This is a genomic window from Rufibacter hautae, from assembly GCF_008271695.1.
In the GTDB taxonomy this organism is placed as follows: Bacteria; Bacteroidota; Bacteroidia; order Cytophagales; family Hymenobacteraceae; genus Nibribacter; species Nibribacter hautae.
The window spans coordinates 205,208-223,193 of record NZ_VKKY01000002.1 but is presented as its reverse complement, the minus strand read 5'-3'; the positions used below and the strand labels follow the sequence as shown (position 1 = coordinate 223,193).

The 17,986-nt window shown below is 54.3% G+C and carries 14 protein-coding genes; 4 read left to right on the top strand and 10 right to left on the bottom strand.

What is annotated here, in order from left to right; genetic code table 11:
* Positions 1–111 precede the first annotated feature (111 nt).
* From FOA19_RS09980 to FOA19_RS09950, 7 genes are all read right to left on the bottom strand, one after another.
* On the bottom strand, positions 112–1,602 hold the full coding sequence (locus tag FOA19_RS09980) for a serine hydrolase domain-containing protein (protein ID WP_149090693.1): 1,491 nt from the start codon (positions 1,600–1,602) through the stop codon (positions 112–114).
* Between the two features lie 206 nt (positions 1,603–1,808).
* Positions 1,809–1,982 (bottom strand): hypothetical protein, encoded by a 174-nt coding sequence (locus FOA19_RS09975; RefSeq protein WP_223808824.1) that lies wholly within the window; start codon positions 1,980–1,982, stop codon positions 1,809–1,811.
* 255 nt (positions 1,983–2,237) lie between these two features.
* A complete protein-coding gene (locus tag FOA19_RS09970; RefSeq protein ID WP_149090691.1) occupies positions 2,238–2,621 on the bottom strand; it encodes a DUF3037 domain-containing protein in 384 nt (127 codons plus the stop codon).
* Positions 2,599–3,396 carry a HipA family kinase gene (locus FOA19_RS09965; RefSeq protein WP_149090690.1) on the bottom strand — a complete coding sequence of 266 codons (798 nt, stop codon included), beginning with the start codon at positions 3,394–3,396 and terminating at the stop codon, positions 2,599–2,601. Before FOA19_RS09965 ends, FOA19_RS09970 begins: the two co-directional genes overlap by 23 nt.
* 137 nt (positions 3,397–3,533) lie before the next feature.
* Positions 3,534–3,959 carry a hypothetical protein gene (locus FOA19_RS09960; protein ID WP_149090689.1) on the bottom strand — a complete coding sequence of 142 codons (426 nt, stop codon included), beginning with the start codon at positions 3,957–3,959 and terminating at the stop codon, positions 3,534–3,536.
* A gap of 170 nt (positions 3,960–4,129) precedes the next feature.
* Entirely contained in the window at positions 4,130–4,564 is a 435-nt protein-coding gene (locus tag FOA19_RS09955) for a hypothetical protein (protein WP_149090688.1), read from the bottom strand.
* A 258-nt stretch (positions 4,565–4,822) separates the two neighbouring features.
* Complete coding sequence (locus FOA19_RS09950; RefSeq protein ID WP_149090687.1) at positions 4,823–6,382, bottom strand: DUF3943 domain-containing protein; 1,560 nt, start codon at positions 6,380–6,382, stop codon at positions 4,823–4,825.
* Positions 6,383–6,946: 564 nt separating this feature from the next.
* Between FOA19_RS09950 and msrB the strand changes: the two genes are divergently transcribed.
* The 3 genes from msrB (at position 6,947) to FOA19_RS09935 (ending at position 11,742) form a co-directional block, all read left to right on the top strand.
* Positions 6,947–7,390, top strand: a complete 444-nt coding sequence (gene msrB / locus FOA19_RS09945; RefSeq protein ID WP_149091886.1) for a peptide-methionine (R)-S-oxide reductase MsrB — start codon at positions 6,947–6,949, stop codon at positions 7,388–7,390.
* A gap of 284 nt (positions 7,391–7,674) precedes the next feature.
* Positions 7,675–8,256 (top strand): TMEM175 family protein, encoded by a 582-nt coding sequence (locus FOA19_RS09940; RefSeq protein WP_149090686.1) that lies wholly within the window; start codon positions 7,675–7,677, stop codon positions 8,254–8,256.
* A gap of 75 nt (positions 8,257–8,331) precedes the next feature.
* Positions 8,332–11,742, top strand: coding sequence for a DEAD/DEAH box helicase (locus FOA19_RS09935; RefSeq protein WP_149090685.1), 3,411 nt, complete (start codon positions 8,332–8,334; stop codon positions 11,740–11,742).
* A 186-nt stretch (positions 11,743–11,928) separates the two neighbouring features.
* On the opposite strand, the gene FOA19_RS09930 is transcribed toward FOA19_RS09935, so the two are convergent.
* On the bottom strand, positions 11,929–12,720 hold the full coding sequence (locus tag FOA19_RS09930) for a DUF5602 domain-containing protein (RefSeq protein WP_149090684.1): 792 nt from the start codon (positions 12,718–12,720) through the stop codon (positions 11,929–11,931).
* 594 nt (positions 12,721–13,314) lie between these two features.
* On the opposite strand from FOA19_RS09930, the gene ggt reads away from it, so the two are divergent.
* On the top strand, positions 13,315–14,907 hold the full coding sequence (ggt, locus tag FOA19_RS09925; RefSeq protein ID WP_149091885.1) for a gamma-glutamyltransferase: 1,593 nt from the start codon (positions 13,315–13,317) through the stop codon (positions 14,905–14,907).
* 323 nt (positions 14,908–15,230) lie between these two features.
* Here ggt and FOA19_RS09920 read toward each other — a convergent pair whose 3' ends face one another.
* Complete coding sequence (locus tag FOA19_RS09920) at positions 15,231–16,406, bottom strand: MFS transporter (protein ID WP_149090683.1); 1,176 nt, start codon at positions 16,404–16,406, stop codon at positions 15,231–15,233.
* Positions 16,407–16,524: 118 nt separating this feature from the next.
* A complete protein-coding gene (locus tag FOA19_RS09915; RefSeq protein ID WP_149090682.1) occupies positions 16,525–17,943 on the bottom strand; it encodes an erythromycin esterase family protein in 1,419 nt (472 codons plus the stop codon).
* Between the last annotated feature and the right edge of the window lie 43 nt (positions 17,944–17,986).

Below are 17,986 nucleotides of genomic sequence, written 5' to 3'. Positions count from 1 at the left end.
CTTTGGCGAGGCGAGGTGGAACATACCGGAAGGACTGCTATTTAGCGGCTGTTTTCCTAAAAACCGGCTCAAAACACCACCGTCATTTCATGATGAAGAAGGCTTCTTTGATCAAGACTTGCGTGTAGCCGAGGTTACCTCCCAGCGCCCCGCGTGCAGGTTCAAGCCCTGTACCCGGCCATTTTCCACGGAGAAGGCAAGGCGCAGGTCCTCGTTTACCTCAGGCACGAACACGTGGTTTCCCTGGTAGAGAAGCCGGAAAGGTTTGCCGCCCAAGGGCTGGGCTTTCAGTTGTCCCTTCTCACAGAACACCCGCAGCTCACGCGTTTTATGCCCAACCCGGTAAGTATAAGTGCCTTGGTATCTGCTACTCTCTTTGTACCGCAGAGGCAGATCGTGCACCTCCAACCCCAGGGCCGCACGCGCCAGTGTTTTCAAAACCTCCAAAGGCTTTCCAATGGTGGAATTCATGAACACGGCAACGGTGAGGCCATCTTGTGGGTAATGGGCCAGCGCCGAGACAAACCCGTTGGCACTGCCCGAATGGAACACCTGCGGATGCCCGCCCAACTCATCCAGCTCCAACCCGAAGCCATACCCCACGGAATCCCCGCCGGCCAGCCGAGTGGGCGAAATCATCTGCCGCAACGAAGCGGGTGATACCACCTGACCACTGTGCAACAAATAGGTCCAGCGGAGCAGATCACTTAGATTAGAACAGAGCGCCCCTGCCCCACCGGCCACCTGCATGCTGACATACCGGGCATTGATCAGCTTGCCCTCCTCGTACTCGTAGCCCAGGGCCCGATGGGGAATCAGGCGTTTGTCATTACAGAACGCGGTGTGGTTCAGCTGCAGCGGCTGCAAAAGTTGGGTGTTCACGTAGTCTTCATAGGGCAGGCCGGTTACCCTGGAGATGATCTCGCCCAGCAGGTAATACGCCATGTTGTTTTCAGAGAACGCCTCGCCGGGTTGGAAGTCAAATGGCTGCTCCCCAAAGTGTTGGACCATCTCTCCGTAAGTAAGGTCCTGCCGGAACCGCTGCCGGTTTTCCTCATCCATTATCCTAAATGACTTGATGCCGGAGGTGTGGTTCAGCAGATGGCGGATGGTGACTTGGTTTCCTTGGGTGGGGTAATCAGGCAGAAACCGCGTGACGGAATCATCCAGGGAAACCCGGCCCTCCTCCACCAATCGCATGACTATGGCGGCGGTAAATTGCATGGTGAGCGAGCCAATCTTGTACACGGTTTCCGGCCCCGCCAGTATCCCGTTCTCTACATCGGCTTCGCCGTAGGCACGCTCAAAAATCACCTTACCGTCTTTAGCCACGGCCAGGCTCATGCCCGGGGTTAGGCCCGTGCGCAGGTGATCATCGGCTGCCAGGTTGGCGGCGAACTCAATCCGTTCCAGGTTGGGGAAGAAAGTTTGAGTAATGAGGCTTTGGGCATTGGAAACCTGGGGGTCTACCAGGTGGGCTTTTTGGGTGCAGGCCGGCAGCGAGGCTACCCCGAAGGCGAGAAGAAGTAAACCGCTCCGGAGGAAGGAACCTGCGGGCAGGCACCAAGCGGTTGGGCTGGCTTTCTGAAGGGAAGTGCTCATAATTTCTAGGGTTAGAGGTAACAACCTGTACTAATGATGAGCAAGAGTAGAAAGCTTTGCGCAGAGGCAAAAGTAAATGTGATGAAGCCTCAGGTTTATGGGATAGAAACCAAAACAGCCATCATTAGATGGCTGTTTTTTGGGGGTATTTAGATAAAAAGGGGCGCTAAACGCTACCTGGACCCAGGGCGCAGGAGCCGTTTTTTTTACTCTTTGTTCTTGATGGCGCTGTACAGAACCGGGCTGAAAAACCGCAGGTTCTCCAGCAGGCAGGTCATGGTATAGAATCTGTCCAGGTCCACCTCGGGGCTCTCGGCCATGGTTTCCAGGAAAGCATCCAGGGTCTCCACCAATCTATTATCAAACTCTTCTTCTGACATCTTCATTTGGGTTGTGCTTCTCTTTAGGCTGTCCTTTGGCGGTCTGCCTCTATTATCAGTTGCTGGGCTTTCGGCTACCAAACGGCTTCAGAAAGGAAACATCACTCAGGCACAATGAATTCATTTCCGATGCTTTTCAAACTGTTCGCCTTAGGATTTCCCTTGATCTGCCGCTCTCTGTTTTGGGGCCTTTTATGTAAAAACAGACTCTAAATGGAGCGTTGCACCAAAGTCAACTTCTACCGGTCGTCAAACCTACAGCACCAGTTGATGGTACAGGCGGTCCAGGGTTTCGCGGGGATCGGTGCAGAGGCCCGGGTGTACGGGAGAGGTCTGCACGATGGTGCTGCGGGTGGCGGTGAGCCACCGAAACCGCGAGGCGATGGGCAACCGGCCGATGGTGCCGCCAACTTTGCCACCGGCGCAGATCCGCGCGAAAGCATCCAGGCGGGCTTGCAGTTCGTCCAGGTCCACGGGCGTTGTGAAGGCCTGAAGGCGCGTATGGTCCAGGTGGAACAGGGTTTGGAGAAATCCTTGCGAAGAACAGTAGAGCACCACACCCACATTGAGAAATTCCTCGCGCTCCACGCAGGGAACTACCCTTAAAACGGCGTACTCAAATAAGTGCTTTTCTTGCATGTTGCGCTTCTTTCACAAAGGTTTCGGTATGGGCTAGGCGGGTCTCCAGGAACTGGGCGTAGGCCTGGCGGTGCTCCTCGGGGGAGGCAAACGGGGAATCCCCGGTGAGCCAGTCCTCAGGGATCAAAGATACAATGGATTGGATTACCTCCGGGGTAAGAATCGCCTTGAACTCAGCGTCCACCGCCTCCAGTTCCGTGGCCTGGGGCAGCAGCACGTGGTCTTTGGCCTGGGCGAACGGCCGCTTGGCCTGCTCCTGCCAGTTCTGCCACGAGTGGTGGAAGTAAAAGGCCGCGCCATGGTCAATAAGCCAAAGTTCCTTGTGCCACATGAGCATGTTGGTGTTGCGGGCAGTGCGGTCTACGTTGGTGATCAGGCAATCAAACCAGACTACCTCAGAGGCCAGCCTGGTGTCAACGGTGGTGACCAGCGCGTCAAAGGTGATGGCCCGGGACAGGTAATGGAGGCCCAGGTTGAGGCCTTCGCTGAACCGCAGCAGGTCCTGGATCTCTTCATCGGGCTCAGTGCGCCCGAAGCTCTCGTCCAGGTGCGCGAACACCAGCTCGGGTACCCTGAAACCCAGGACCCGGGCCATCTCGCCGGCCACCAGTTCGGCAATGAGAGCTTTTACGCCCTGACCGGCTCCCCGGAATTTGAGCACGTAGAGAAACTCATCATCGGCCTCCACTATGGCGGGCAGAGAACCACCTTCGCGCAGCGGGGTCACGTACCGCACGACATTGACGGTTCTAAGCTCTGGTTGCTTGTACTTCATAGATTGTAATTTCCTTCCGGTGCACCGGTACCCGGATAGCCGCGGTTACTGCTTTCCTGGCAAGATACACCCGCATGTTGGATTGATTTTGGAGCCGCCCGAAAAAAGCGGTGCTTTCTGTAAGAAAGGGCAAGGCTTTACTCATTCAGGAGCCAGTCTAAGGCGGCATCTTTGGCGAAATGCACCTTTATTTTTCCCGACACCGGAGCATTCGTTTCGGTGGCGGGTTTCTCATACACTTTGTTGGGGTTGGTCATGACAAAGCACTCGGGGGCCATGACAATCGCGAACTTCTGCAATTGGTTGGTGTCAAAGAGGGTCGCCATGTTCTGCTTGAGCCAGGTCTGGTTCTCGGGCTGCATGACCTTGATGTTCTGGGCGTCGGTGAGCCAGAGTTTGATGCCTTTGAGGCCCGCCCGGTCAAAAGCGAGTTGGTACCGATTCCTGAACTGCTCTAGGGTAGGCTGCTGCAGGAAAGTGAACTGCAGCATGGCGTTTCCTTTGTCTAGTTCTATCTGGACAACATCGTCTTGGTACAGATTCTCCAGGTGTAGGGTAGCCATTTTCCGGTTCCTGATGGGGCTTTCATCCCCCTTTTCCAATGAAAAGAAATACTCTGATTATTTACTCTGTCTACACGCAAAAGTTTAGCTAGGGGCCAGATTCCGCCTTTTAAGCCAATTTCCTGAAAACAGGTCTAAAACCAAAAGGTTTTCCGCTAAAAAAGGCTTCGTTAATTTTTCTTGCGGCCTTTCCAGTTCTTCCGGGACTTCTCTTTCTCCTTTTCCATCTTGAACTGGGTGAACTCCTCGTTGGGCATGGTCACCGAGTAATACGCCTCAGAAAGGATGTTCAGGTCTTCGTCGAAGTCATAGACCACGGTCAGGAAAAGCTTTTTGTCGGGGTTCAGGACGTACTCCTCCCCTACTTTGTCATACACCTTGAACTCGTACTCTCCGTCTGGAGAAGGTTTGCCGCTCACCCGCGCCAGGCAGTCGCCGGTGATCACCAGCGGAGTTTCCAGCTCGTCCAGGTACTCAAAATCCTGGTAGTAGCGTCCGTCTTTCTTGCTGGTGAGGTATTCAATGGAATCAAGGTGCACCTCAATGCCTTTGTGCCGGCTGTCGCGCTGCGTGCTGATGTCAAGGATGTTGCCTACTGCTTTCATGTTTCTGCCGTTCTCTTGCAAGGCTGCGCCAGATGGCCAACCCTTTTCTCAAACGCTAAAGGTACGTCTTGGAAGGCAGAACTTATAGATTTCCCTTCTGCACATTGTTGTCCTTCCGATTTCACAGGCGCCGAAAGCAAGAATTATGGCCAGCTTCAACATAAAGCCAAAGGTTGTTTAGAGCCTACTTTTGGCAAACTGGGCCTTAAACACCAACTGGCTAAATAACCTTTCGCCAACGCTACCCAGACCCTAACCTTAGTTGTATCGGCCTTTGCGCTGCGGGTCCTGGAGGAAGAGTTGCAGGAAGATTTTCTGATCGGTGATGACGGCGCGCTGGGTAGGGTATTCGTCCAGGCGGCGGTTGGTGGTGTACCCGAAATGCTCGTACCCCAGGCTCAGGTTCTTGTACAACTGCACCGTTACCCGCGGCCGGATGATCCCGATGGAATTGCTGCCTTCCAGGCCTTCAAAGGTCTTGAGCCAGTAATGGTAGTACACAAACGCGGCCGAGGCATAGCGCCCCAAACTCAGGGTGCTTTCTATCTTGCCGTGCAGGCCGGTGGTGTACACGTAATTGCGCAGGCCGTTCTCATCGGGCGCGAAACGGGTACTGTTGCCGGCCAGCGGAATCACCCCCAGGTGCGCGTTGGAGTACAGGTTCAATTGGTTTGTGAGCGGCAACCGCGTGAACACCCCTCCCCCGAAACCCAGTGCCCCCAAGTCAAAGTTGCGGGTATTCCAGTAATCGTAGTACTGAAAAACGCCGGTGAGCAGGTCCAGTTTGCCCAGTTTGGAGTTGCGCCCCGTCAGGATGCCGTACCCGGTGATGTTGTTGATAATGCCCGCGGTGGTGTCTGCGCCGCCCTTGCTGAACTCGGCCCGGAGGCGGAACAGGTCAAACGGTTTGCGTTTCTGCAGTTCAAAGGGGTTGCCGTAATCCAGCTGTACGTTGAGCATGCCCTTGGTATCGGCGGGGCCGAAGACATCGTCCTGTTTTTCGTTCTGGCGGTGTACCCCGGCAAAAAGTGTGATGTTGATGGGTTCTTTCTCGTAGACTTCCTTGTTGGTGACCTGGAAGGTTTTGCCCTGCAGCAGCCGGTTCAGGCCGCGCACCGGGTTCACCAGACCGGCGGCAATCTCGCGCACCGCCCGCTCTCGGCCCCGCGTACGGTCGTCCAGGATGTTGGAGCTGAGGCGGTACAGGATCTCGCCCAGCGCCGCCCCGTTGAGTGGCGTGTAAATCATGTCATTGTAAGACGGCAGCGTGTTCTCGCCCAGGTACTCCCAGGTAAGGCTTCCGCCCACGGCAAACGGCAACGACTGCCAGTAGCTGTAGCCCTGCGAGCGGGCGGCATTGAAATACAGCGTGCCCTGGTACGGGTGCCCGATGAAGTTGATCCCGAACTCATCGGTGTCCCACTCAGGCTTGGACCTCAGGTTGGTTTTCCAGGTCTCCGGGCTAACGTAACCGTAATCTGCCTTGGCCACGTAGCGGTTGAACCCCATAAATGCCGCATTGATCCCGATGACCTGGGCCGTGGGTTTCCAGAGGGGTTGCCTTTTGTTGTATTCAGGGTCATCGTGGAGCAGGTCGCCGTACTTGTTGAACAGCGTGGTGTCCAGCAGGAAAGCGTTTTGGGGCTCGGTGCCGTTGACCGGATCGGTGAAAAGTCTTTTTTTGCGCTCCTTGATGCGCTGCAGCTGCGTTTCCCGGTTGCCCCTACCGGGTTTGATGGAATCTGGGGCGGTTATCACCTGGGCCCGCAGCCCGATCATACATCCAAAGAAAAGGAAGAAGGTTAGTCTGTATCTCATATAAAGGGTTCAGCATCAGACCGGAATAAGGCAATTGTTCCCTTTGAATACACAATATGAAACACCAAATACCGGTACTTACATGCGTCATACGAGAAAACAGGTTAAAAGTAGTACTTCTTGAAGCACACACTGGTTTACCCCAGGTTACTAAATCCCTTTCCACCCGTTTAGAGCACCTTTTCACGAAACAGCCACTAAACTGAATTAGCTTTTTCCTTCTACCCTGAAGCATCCAAAGGCCACACCCTACTACCTTTACAATTGGATCTTCGGAGAGCATCTGCCTTTTACAATTGATCTTCAACTACTTAAATTACAAAACAGCATCTTTGAGGTTTATAGTAATTAACGGTGTCAACAGAAGTAAAATCCTACCTTCGCTCCTTTTTCCAAAATCTAATAAAGTCGTTTTAGCCATCATTCCTGAAAATCAGGCTTGAAACAGAAAAAGGGTATTCCTGGAATCTATAAATCCCTTCAGCAGATTTTGTCCACCAAGCACATCAACCACATCATAGGTTCGTTCGTTTTTCAGAAACAACTGCGCCAAAAGTTTCTATGATGATCCGGTGGATTGACGTTATCAAGTATGCCAAGTACAGCAACCCAGAGCCTGCCCATCGGGTGGAGCTTACGGAGGAGGAATGGCAACAGCGGCTCACGCCCGCCCAGTACCAGATCCTGCGGCAGAAAGGAACCGAGTCGCCCTACCGAAACGCCTATTGCCGATCCTATGAACCCGGGGTATACGCCTGCGCGGGTTGCGGTTCTTTGCTGTTCAACGCCTCAGAGAAGTACCACGCCATTTCCGGGTGGCCCATTTTTACGCAACCCATCGCCAAAGGCGCCATCAAGTATCTCTTCGATGACAGCCACCACATGCAAAGAATGGAAGTGCAATGCAACGTCTGCGATGGTCACCTGGGCCATGTCTTCCCCGATGGTCCCGAGCCGAGCGGTCTGCGTTATTGCATCAACTCTGCAAGCTTAGTTCAATTGGTGTAAACCCACCCCTGCCCCTCCTAGGAGGGGAATCTCCTGCTATAGGTTCAACAATGTCTCTGGTTCAAGTTTTCAACTTGGACCCAAAATGGCCGGAAGTTTGAAACTTCCGTGAGGCAACAGCCTCAGAAGAAAGCATTCCCAATGACCTCAAACAAGTTAAAAATCCGCGTGTGGGTTTCAGGCCTGTTTTCCAGAAATCAGGCCTAATTTGGTTTCAGGCAGGTCACGTGCTACTTTAGCGCACTCCCAGGTGGGAACATTCAAACCGCAACCAAGGCATCTGCATGAACAAAGGACGTTTAGAGGCATTCAGTGATGGCGTGTTGGCCATTATCATCACCATCATGGTCTTGGAGATCAAGGTGCCGCACGGGCAGGATTTCTCTGCCTTGACACCGCTTTTCCCGGTCGTGCTCAGCTATATCCTCAGTTTCCTTTACCTGGGCATTTACTGGAACAACCACCATCACCTGTTGCACAGCGCCGGGAAAATAAACGGGAACATCTTGTGGGCCAACCTGCACCTACTCTTCTGGCTTTCCCTGGTGCCTTTCACCACCGGCTGGATGGGGGAGAACAACTTTGCCCCGGTTCCGGTGGCGCTCTACGGCATCATGCTGCTCATGTGCTCCATTGCCTACTGGATTCTGCAGCACCTTATCATCAACCGCAGCGGCCATGAATCTGAGCTGGCGCACGCCATTGGCAAAGACATCAAAGGGAAGATCTCGCCCTTCCTGTATTTGGCAGGCATCGTGCTGACGTTTGTGAACCCCTGGATCTCGGGCCTCATCTACGTGTTGGTGGCTTTCATGTGGCTTCTGCCCGACCGCCGCATTGAAAGAATCTACGAAACCAAAGGCTGACCTGGAAGCTCGGCTTTGAGCGTCAGGCACTAGGGCGAGCGGCAAAAAGGAAAATTTTCTGTTTAACTTCAGGCCTTGGAAACTCAGGGCGACATGGCGGAGAAAGAGCAGGCACCGGAGGCGGCAACCGTGCATCCTTCAAATTACTTTCTACAGAATATCTGGGGTGGAACGCTCACCTATGCCACCATTGCGCGGCATACCTCGGCCCAGGCCATGGCGGGCGGTACCCTGGGGTTTGACCTCCAACCCCTGCAGATAGAGCTTAACGCGGCGTCTTTCTCCGGCACCTCGCCCTTCGGCCGTTTTCCGGTTGTTTCTGTCATCCAGTACCCAAACGGACTTCTGCTTTCCTGCGACTGCGCGGCACCTAAAGACGCGTTGTGCGCCCACCAGGCACAGGTGCTCCAGACCCTTCTGAACCGTCAAGAATTACGCGTCTTCTTTGACGATGCCTTGCGCCGGGAGAAGATAAAACCTGTGGCCGCGGATTACGGTTTGGCCGAGGAAGAAAACCTGGACCAGTATTTCACGCTGGAATACGCCCACAAATCCCTCAAGATCAAACCCCGCCTGCCTGAGCTATTACCCGTAACCCCGGAGACGCAGGTAGTATTGAAAGAGAAGCTGCTACCCAAGCAAAGTCTGCCTTTTCTGCCCGCCAAAACGAAACAGAAGGAAAACACGCAGCTCATTGTGGTGCTGGGCGAGCACAGGTATTACAAGCACCTGAGCGTAGAACTGCTTGAGGCCGCTACTACCCAGACCGGTAAAATCAAGAATCCGCTCAAAGGCCTGAGTCCGCTGGATTACGTCTGGAAAACAAACCAGCCCCAGGAACTCAGGTTCTACACCGCGCTTTCCCGGTTCCAGAACAACTACAACACCGACCCTACCGAAGCCGATCTGGAAGCCTTGAAGGCCCTGGTGCAAAATCCCATGAACCTGGCGGTGTACCAGCACACCCCCGAGGTGTCTGCCAACATCACGGCCAGCTCGGTGGTGCCGGTGCAGCTGAAGAAAACGCCCTTGGACCTGGTACTGGATGTGCAGGTGAAAGACAACTTCTACGCCATCGTGGCGCAGTTGTACATTGAAGACCAGCCTTACCCGCTCAAGCATCTGCAACTGAAGTACGGCCACTTTCTGCAGATCCAGCACAACCTGTACCTGCTGCACAACCCAGACCTACGCCGCGTGCTGGACTTCTTCCAGAAGCGGGGCTTCCATGTGCTGGTGCACGGTTCCAAGTTTGAGGAGTTCCGCGAAAACATCCTGGCCAACCTGGAGACCAAGATCAGGATTTCCTACTCGTACCTGAAACCGGCCACGTCTAAGCAACTAGAGGAACAAGGCTTTGACCAGGACCGGGAACAGTTGATTTATCTTTCAGAGTCGGAGGATTTCGTGCTGCTCACGCCGGTTATGCGGTACGGGCAGGTGGAGATTCCGGTGCTCTCCAAAAAGCAGATTCACGCCACCGATGCCCAAGGCACCTCCTTTACCGTGGCCCGCGACCGCGAAGCAGAACTGCAGTTCACCGCCGTCATTCTAAAGCACCACCCGCACTTCAAAGAACAACTGCACCTGGACTGCTTTTACCTGCACAAAGACCGTTTCCTGCAGGACGATTGGTTTCTGGAGGCCTTTGACGCCTGGCGCAAACTGGACATCAGCATTCTGGGTTTTAGAGAACTCAAGCACAGCCACCTCAATCCGCATAAAGTCAAGATCAACATTCTGGTCACCAGCGGCATCAATTGGTTTGACACTTCCCTGAACGTGCAGTTCGGCAAGCAGAAAGCCTCGCTCAAGCACCTGCACAAAACGTTGCGCAACAAAACCCGCTTTGTGACGCTGGACGATGGCACCCAGGGTATTCTGCCGCAGGAGTGGATAGACAAACTCAAGACGTTCTTTGAGTCCGCCGAGGTGGTGGGCGAACGCCTGCGCACGCCCAAGATGAACTTCAGTAGCATTGAAGGACTCTATAAGGACGAGGTCCTGAGCCAAGAGGTGCGCGAGGAGCTTTCGCTTTACAGACAAAAACTATCTAATTTCGAGGCCATCCCGGAGGTGGAGGTGCCCCAAGAGCTGCAGACCACCCTGCGCAACTACCAGCGGCAGGGGCTCAACTGGCTCAGCTTCCTAGATCAGTTCAATTTCGGGGGCTGTCTGGCAGATGACATGGGTCTGGGGAAAACCGTGCAGGTCCTGGCTTTCATCCTCTCGCAGCGCGCCAAAGTAGCCCGTAACACCAACCTGGTAGTGGTGCCCACCTCGCTCCTGTTCAACTGGCAGCAGGAAGCGGCCCGGTTTGCGCCCTCGCTCAAAATCATCACGGTGTACGGCAACAACCGCATCAAAAACCCGGCAGAACTGGACGGCTACGAGATTGTGCTCACCTCTTACGGTACGCTGCTTTCAGACATCATGGTGCTGAAGGAATACCGGTTCAACTACATTTTCCTGGATGAGTCGCAGGCCATCAAGAACCCTGAAAGCCAGCGGTACCGGGCCGCGCGGCTGTTGCAAGCGCGCAACCGCATTGTCATGACGGGTACGCCTTTAGAAAACAATACCTATGACTTGTACGGTCAGCTTTCCTTTGCCTGCCCCGGCCTCTTGGGCAACAAGCGCTACTTCCGAGACCACTATTCAAAGCCAATTGACCAATTCAAGAGCTACAAACGGGCCCAGGAGCTGCAGCGCAAGATAAGTCCTTTCCTGCTGAGGAGAACGAAGGAACAGGTAGCCAAGGAACTGCCCGAAAAAACCGAAATGGTGCTCTACTGCGAGATGGGCACCGACCAGCGGAAGATTTACGCGGCCCATGAACTGGAGATCAGGGAATTCATCTCGGCCCAGGCCGATGAGGAGATCCAGAAAAGTCCCATGCACGTGCTGCGCGGCCTCACCAGACTTCGCCAGATCTGCAACTCCCCCGCCCTGCTCCCCGAAGAAGCCGCCTACGCTGAGACCTCGGCCAAGCTGGAGGTGCTGCTGGAGCAGATAGAAAGCAAAGCGCCGCACCACAAAATTCTGGTGTTCTCGCAGTTTGTATCCATGTTACAGCTTATTCAGAATGAACTGCGGGCCCGCGGCATCAAATTCTCTTTGCTCACCGGACAGACCAAAGATCGCGCAGGCGCCGTCGCGGCGTTTCAGGAACAGGAAGACGTGCGCGTGTTCCTCATCAGCCTCAAGGCGGGCGGCACCGGCCTCAACCTCACCCGCGCCGATTATGTGTACCTGGTAGACCCGTGGTGGAATCCGGCCGTAGAGAACCAAGCCATTGACCGCACCTACCGCATCGGGCAGGAGAAGAACGTGGTGGCCGTCCGGCTCATCTGCCCCGATACTGTGGAGGAGAAAATCATGCAACTACAGGCCTCCAAAAAAGAACTGGTCAAGGACCTGATCAAAACCGATGGCGGCATCCTCAAATCTCTTTCCAAGCAGGACCTGCTGGCCTTGCTGGGGTAAGGCAATCGGTTTAAGGTATACTCTAGTTTAGGGGCCATTTTCACAGAAGGAGCCAAAAACCCAAGCATACCTGTAGCACCCCGGCACCTTTTGGTCCCGATTTTAGTAAATCAGCCTAAAAACGCATTCTACGAGGTACCTCTTATTTGGCAAGAGGCACCTCAAGCTGTTACAGACCTGAGTTGGCTAGTCTTTCTCGGTAAGGTCCAGCAGGGAAATGGTGTATTCCTTGGTAGTGGCGTTGTAAGAGTAGCTGTACCGTTGCGGATACAAACCGGGTTGTTGGTAGGCGGTTGGCTGCGGAATGCTCATGGTCTGGGTGCCTACGGTGGGCAGGGTGTTCAGGAAATCCAGGGTGAACATGGGCTCATGGAAAATGAAATTACCGTCATGTGACCCGTAGATAAAGGTTTTGTCAAAGTTATCGGGGGTGTTGTTCATATCGGTGACATCTACCCAGTGGGCGCCCATGCCGGGCACCACGCCCGGGGTCAGGATATAATTCTGGGGCCTGAACTGCTCGGCGGGCATCTCATCCATGGTGGCCTGGGGTTGGATGGCGGCTACTTGGGCTTCCGAAACCATATAGAAGTGCAGGTCAAAGTGCGGCACCCCGTAAAGCGGAATAGGATCATGGCCCTGCGGGTTCCAGTCCAACATCACGTGGTCATACAAAGTCTGCTCGGCCTGCGCCGGCAAGGCCAGCGTGTACATCTTCATGCCATTTCCCAGACCGTTGCTGTTGATCGCCTGCTCAGAGAAAGTAACGCCCACCGCCATCGGGGCTCCCGCGTTATCCGTGGTCACCCAGGTTCTCGCATTCCCCTGCCCTACGGCCACCACCGGCCCATAGAAAGTGCCTTCTAAATTATCATCCTCGTCGTCTTCGCAGGTAGAAAACAGCATGATACAGGCCAGCGCACTGCACCAGCACATCATTCTGGTGAAAAATGGAGATGATTTGAATTGATTTGTCATGGTTCTTTGGTTTGAATAAGTTGATTAGGAAAATTCCAGTGGTGAGAAGGCAGTAGAGTGTACTGGAGGGAGTGCGGTTAGCGGAAAGGAGACCTACCGATTATGGACGTTTGAAACGCAGGAGGCAGAAGCAAGGATTTCCTCAGCGAGGAAGATGGAAGGAAGCAGTTTGCCAGGTTCAGCTACACAAGCTACCCCTGACCTTGAGGTCGATTTTAGCCTATTTTTCTGAAATAGGCAGTGAACTAGTGCCAGGTTACCGGCAGCTTTTTTGGCTTGAAAACCGGTTTTCATTCATCCGGCGATACTCCAGTAGAATACCGCTAAGTGGCAAGGCTGTGATGAAGATATCTATTGCTGCGCTTATTTGCAATATAGTAATATTTTTTTGTCCTTTTAATATCCACCTAGGGGTTGAACCTGAGTAAGCAAACCTCCAGAGCCGCATTGGGGTAAAGACAAAGATTCGTTTGTTTTTCACCAAAGATCGAAGGCGTGGTTTTCAGAAGAATCGCTTTTATCCTGTTTTTCGTGGGCACGGTGGGCTGCGCGAACAAAGCCCACCAGAAACCAGGTCTTGTCACCGAGAAAGCCATGGTGGTCACGGCGCATCCCTTGGCTTCTGTGGTGGGTGCCGACATTCTCCGGCGCGGTGGAAACGCCATAGATGCCGCCGTGGCCGTGCAGTTCGCCCTCGCGGTAGTGTACCCCGATGCCGGCAACATAGGCGGAGGCGGGTTTCTGGTGCTGCGCCAACACGATGGCACGCTGAATACCCTTGATTACCGTGAGAAAGCCCCTAGTGCTGCCCACCGCGACATGTACCTCAACGGCCAGGGCGAGGTCATTGAAAACCTGAGTTACAAAGGGCACCTGGCCGTGGGCGTACCCGGCACCGTGGACGGCATGGTGCAGGCGCACGCCACCTATGGCCGGCTACCATGGGCGCAACTGGTGCAACCGGCCGTCCTTCTAGCTGACCGCGGATTTCCGCTCACCAAAAAAGAGGCGAAAAAGCTGAACGAGCAGCGCAAGGATTTTATCCGGTACAACTCCCAAAGCCCCGACTTCATCCTGAAAGACCGCTGGCGTCCCGGCGATACCCTGCACCTCAAAGACTTGGCCCGCACCCTTGAACGAATCCGAGACCAGGGACGGGCAGGATTCTACGAAGGGCAAACCGCTGATTTAATTGTAGCAGAGATGAAGAGGGGCACTGGCATTATCACCAAAGAAGACCTGGCAGCCTACCGCGCGGTGTGGCGAAAACCAGTGACCGGACAGGTAGGCGATTACCGCGTCATCTCCATGCCCCCACCTTCCAGCGGCGGCATCGCCCTTATCCAACTCCTGACCATCGCCCAAGACTATCCGCTACAAGATTGGGGCTGGAACACGGTAAAATCAGCGCACCTCATGATTGAGGCCGAGCGAAGGGTCTACGCCGACCGGGCCAAACACTTCGGCGACGCCGATTTCTACGAGGTTCCGGTGAAAGGATTGCTGGATACCACGTATATCAAGAGCCGGATGCAGGGCTACTCGCCCAAAAAAGCCACGTCCAGCAAAGAGGTCTCGGCGGGAGTGCCGCCCCTTCCTGAAGGCCCCAACACCACGCATTACGCCATCGTGGACCCGGAGGGAAACGCCGTTTCCGTGACCACTACCCTCAACAGCAGTTTCGGGAGCAAGGTGTTTGTGGGCGGCGCGGGTTTCCTGCTCAACAACGAGATGGACGATTTCAGCATCAAGCCCGGATACCCCAACAGCTACGGCTTGGTGGGCGAAGAAGCCAACGCCATTGCCCCGAGCAAACGCATGCTCAGTTCCATGACGCCCACCATCCTGGAGAAAGACGGCAAACTGTTCATGGTCATCGGGGCGATGGGTGGCTCTACCATCATTACCACCGTGTACCAGATCATCCAGAACGTGACGCGGTACGGCTTCACCATGCAGGGGGCCGTGAGCGCCGGCCGCTTCCACCACCAATGGAAACCCAACTGGGTCTTGTCTGAGTGGGGCGCGCTGGGTTTCGGGACTGGTGCCGGGCTCTGGCTCAAAGGCCATAAAATAGTACCCAAATACGGCGGCATCGGCAGAGCCGCCGGAATCCTGGTCCTGCCCAACGGCCAACTAGAAGGCGGCGCCGATCCCCGCGGAGATGATGCCGCTGCTGGGTTTTAAGGCTCTTTTTGGAAAAAGGAGTTCAAAGCATGAAAACTTCTTCCATGTAGTTCTTCCCTATTAAAAAAGAGAAAGTCCCCCTTTGAAGGGGGTAGGGGGATGACAAGGTAGCGTCAAGAACTGAATGCAAATGCTACAAAGTATTGGCAACCACATGATATTGCCTCTACCCTCATAACGAGATAATCTGCAGGTGTAATCATCCCCCTACCCTCTTCAAAGGGGGACGATATGCGTAAGAACAATTGAATTGGAAAGGACAACCACAAGGGATTGACCTTACAGGTTGGTTTCAAGCCTCTTTTCAGAAAAACAGCCCTAAATCAAGCTACTTCTTTGGCTTCCACTTCATAGGTTTCCTTCTCTGAGTGTTGCATTTTGAAGAACATGCGGGAGAAAGGAATCAGCAGGAAGCCGGACAGAGCGAAGGCGATGAACGAGACTTTGAGGTTGAAGGCGTGCGCCAGGTACCCGATCATGGGTGGCCCGATGAGCATGCCCACAATCCCGAAGGTGGCAATCAGCGAGATGGCAATGCCCGGGGAGTAGGTTTTGGAAGCCCCGGCAAGGGTGTAGGTCATGGGAATCACCGAGGCCGTTCCGAAACCCACGAGCGAGAACCCGATCATGGCAGGCCAGAAGCTTGGGAACAGAATGGCCAGCATAATACCCGAAAAGATGAACACGCCGCTCAGCATGTAGGTGGTGGCCATGCCTATTTTGTCGATGATGGTATCAGATATAAACCTAGAGAGCGCCATGAACGCCATGAAGGTGAGGTAGCCCACGGTAAACACCTCCTCCTTTACTACCTGCTGGAAGTAAATGCCGCTCCAGTCAAACATGCCACCCTCGCACACCGCCGCAAAGAACACCAGCAAGCCCAGGAACAGGATGTAAGGATCGGGTTTGCTCAGAGACAGTTTATTCCCAGAGGTGGATCTGTCGTTCTGCAGCAGGAAGCGGAACGAAACTATAGTCGCCACAATACTGATGATGGACACCGTGATGAGGTGTGGGACCATGGGAACATCCAACGAGATGAGCAAGGTGGTGAACCCTACGCCAATGATCCCGCCGGTGCTCCAAAGCCCGTGGAAAGATCCGTTGATCTTCTTGTCAAACTGTTTCTGCAGGGTAATAGCCTGGGTGTTCACCGATATATTGAAGATGCGCATGCTTAGCGAGAACATAAACAGCACCATGGCCAAAGCCACCGGGGTAGACGCCAAGCCAATAAAGGAAAGCGCGATGGAATTGAGCAGAAAGCCTACCGCGAGCGGAATCCTGGTCTCAAACCTGGACACGAGCCAACCCGACAAAGGCACCCCAATGAGGGAGGAAATGGGCATGGTAAGCAGAATGGTGCCCAACTCAGCCTCGTTCAGGTGCAAGGCTTGTTTGATGGTAGGTATTCTGGAGGCCCAGCTGGAGAAATTGAATCCGGAAAGGAAAAAGAACAGGCTTAGGAAAATCCGCTGCTTTTGAATTAACTGCATCTTAAAAATTTAACGGCGCAAAGATGCGCTTAATTATTCCCATTTAGGGCACAAACCTAGTAGCAGGCGCCATTCTTTGGCGCCTGCTGTTGAAGGCTAGGCAAAAGGTCATACGCGTTTAAGAGCCTGAGGGGTAAAGGTCGGGTGGCTCGTTTCTGACGGTAATGTTCTGGATGGGCCGCAGCGCCCGGGTACTGTCTAGGTAGATAAAGGCATCATAGCGCTTGGGCATGACAGAGGGTACGTAATTGCCCAGGTGCTCTAGTTTGGGGTTGTACACCACCCCGATGGCCCGGTGCCCTACCGGCCGGTTCAGCACTTTGTTGTCCCGCAGGTCTTTTGACAGGATGATTTTGTCTGTGGGGCTGAGTTGGTGCAGAATCTGCTCCCAACTGCCCTGGGTAGCCGCTGGCACCTCAATTTTCTTCATAGGCGCGCCCCAACTCCCGGCCGCAATCACGCTGCCCCTATAAGACCCGAATCCTACAATAAACACATTCTCCTCGCCGTACTCCTTCCGCGCCAACTGCCCCACATTGACTTCGCCGCTGCTGGCCATGTCGGTGTAGCGGGCGTCTCCTACGTGGGTATTGTGTTCCCACACAATGGCTTTGGAAGTAGGGCCGTGGAAATCAAGGAGGCGCTTGAGGGTAAGGGCCATGTGGTTGTCGCGGATGTTCCAGGACTCGGTGTTGCTGCTGACCGCAGCCCGGTAGTACCGCTCGCCGTTAAGCGCCACCAGGGCGTTCTGCTCAGCCACGAAATGGGCTTCCGTCTGCGGTGTGCCATTGGCTTTGTTCAGGTTCTGCACTTCCTTCCAGAGGCGGCTGGTCTCTCCCCGGCAATTAGCCGAGGCACGGGCCACAGCCTCGGCGTACTGCATGGCATCCGCTGAGAAAGGCTGGAAACACTGGTGCACGCCCTTCGCAGATTTCACCAGTTCTGGGTTGTTCTTCACGTAAGGCATGAGCTCGGTCATGGACTCCCAGAGGCAGTACACATCAAGCCCGAAGAAACCTACTTTGTTTGGGGCGGGTTTTGCCTGGTTGTACTTGTTGAGCCAGGTCACCAAAGAGGCGACCTCGTGGTTTCCCCACATCCAGGTAGGCCAGCGGTTATACTGCTCCAACAACGACACCGCAGCGGCGCTGTCTTTGGCCGGTCCTTTGATGAACTGATTTACCCGGTAAGAATCGGCCCACTCCCCTTCCACGGCCACAAAGTCAAAGCCTTTTTCCTGCATGAGCCGTTTGGTGATAGCGGCCCGCCAAAGGTAGTACTCAGACGTTCCGTGCGAGGCCTCTCCCAACAGCACCACGCGGGCATCGCCTATCTCCTGCAGCAGGATGTCCAGGTCTTGTTCATTCCTCAGCGGGTAATTTGGTATTTTGAGCGTAATGGATTTGTCCTTCTTCTGCGCTACTTGCTTGGCCACCAGCGGTGTTCCTACCTGCTGCTGTTGGGGCGCTTTGTTACAACCCAAGCACAGCACGCAAAGCAGAAAAAAAAACCAATAGCCTGGAAAATTTCTCTTCATCTGGTCCATACAACCCTTCTCTTTCTTCTGATGTGGCTATTTA

Coding starts and splice junctions, on each gene's coding strand:
- FOA19_RS09980 (WP_149090693.1), bottom strand. CDS start 1,602: ATGAGCACTTCCCTTCAGAAAGCCAGCCCAACCGCTTGGTGCCTGCCC.
- FOA19_RS09975 (WP_223808824.1), bottom strand. CDS start 1,982: ATGTCAGAAGAAGAGTTTGATAATAGATTGGTGGAGACCCTGGATGCT.
- FOA19_RS09970 (WP_149090691.1), bottom strand. CDS start 2,621: ATGCAAGAAAAGCACTTATTTGAGTACGCCGTTTTAAGGGTAGTTCCC.
- FOA19_RS09965 (WP_149090690.1), bottom strand. CDS start 3,396: ATGAAGTACAAGCAACCAGAGCTTAGAACCGTCAATGTCGTGCGGTAC.
- FOA19_RS09960 (WP_149090689.1), bottom strand. CDS start 3,959: ATGGCTACCCTACACCTGGAGAATCTGTACCAAGACGATGTTGTCCAG.
- FOA19_RS09955 (WP_149090688.1), bottom strand. CDS start 4,564: ATGAAAGCAGTAGGCAACATCCTTGACATCAGCACGCAGCGCGACAGC.
- FOA19_RS09950 (WP_149090687.1), bottom strand. CDS start 6,382: ATGAGATACAGACTAACCTTCTTCCTTTTCTTTGGATGTATGATCGGG.
- msrB (WP_149091886.1), top strand. CDS start 6,947: ATGATCCGGTGGATTGACGTTATCAAGTATGCCAAGTACAGCAACCCA.
- FOA19_RS09940 (WP_149090686.1), top strand. CDS start 7,675: ATGAACAAAGGACGTTTAGAGGCATTCAGTGATGGCGTGTTGGCCATT.
- FOA19_RS09930 (WP_149090684.1), bottom strand. CDS start 12,720: ATGACAAATCAATTCAAATCATCTCCATTTTTCACCAGAATGATGTGC.
- ggt (WP_149091885.1), top strand. CDS start 13,315: ATGGTGGTCACGGCGCATCCCTTGGCTTCTGTGGTGGGTGCCGACATT.
- FOA19_RS09920 (WP_149090683.1), bottom strand. CDS start 16,406: ATGCAGTTAATTCAAAAGCAGCGGATTTTCCTAAGCCTGTTCTTTTTC.
- FOA19_RS09915 (WP_149090682.1), bottom strand. CDS start 17,943: ATGAAGAGAAATTTTCCAGGCTATTGGTTTTTTTTTCTGCTTTGCGTG.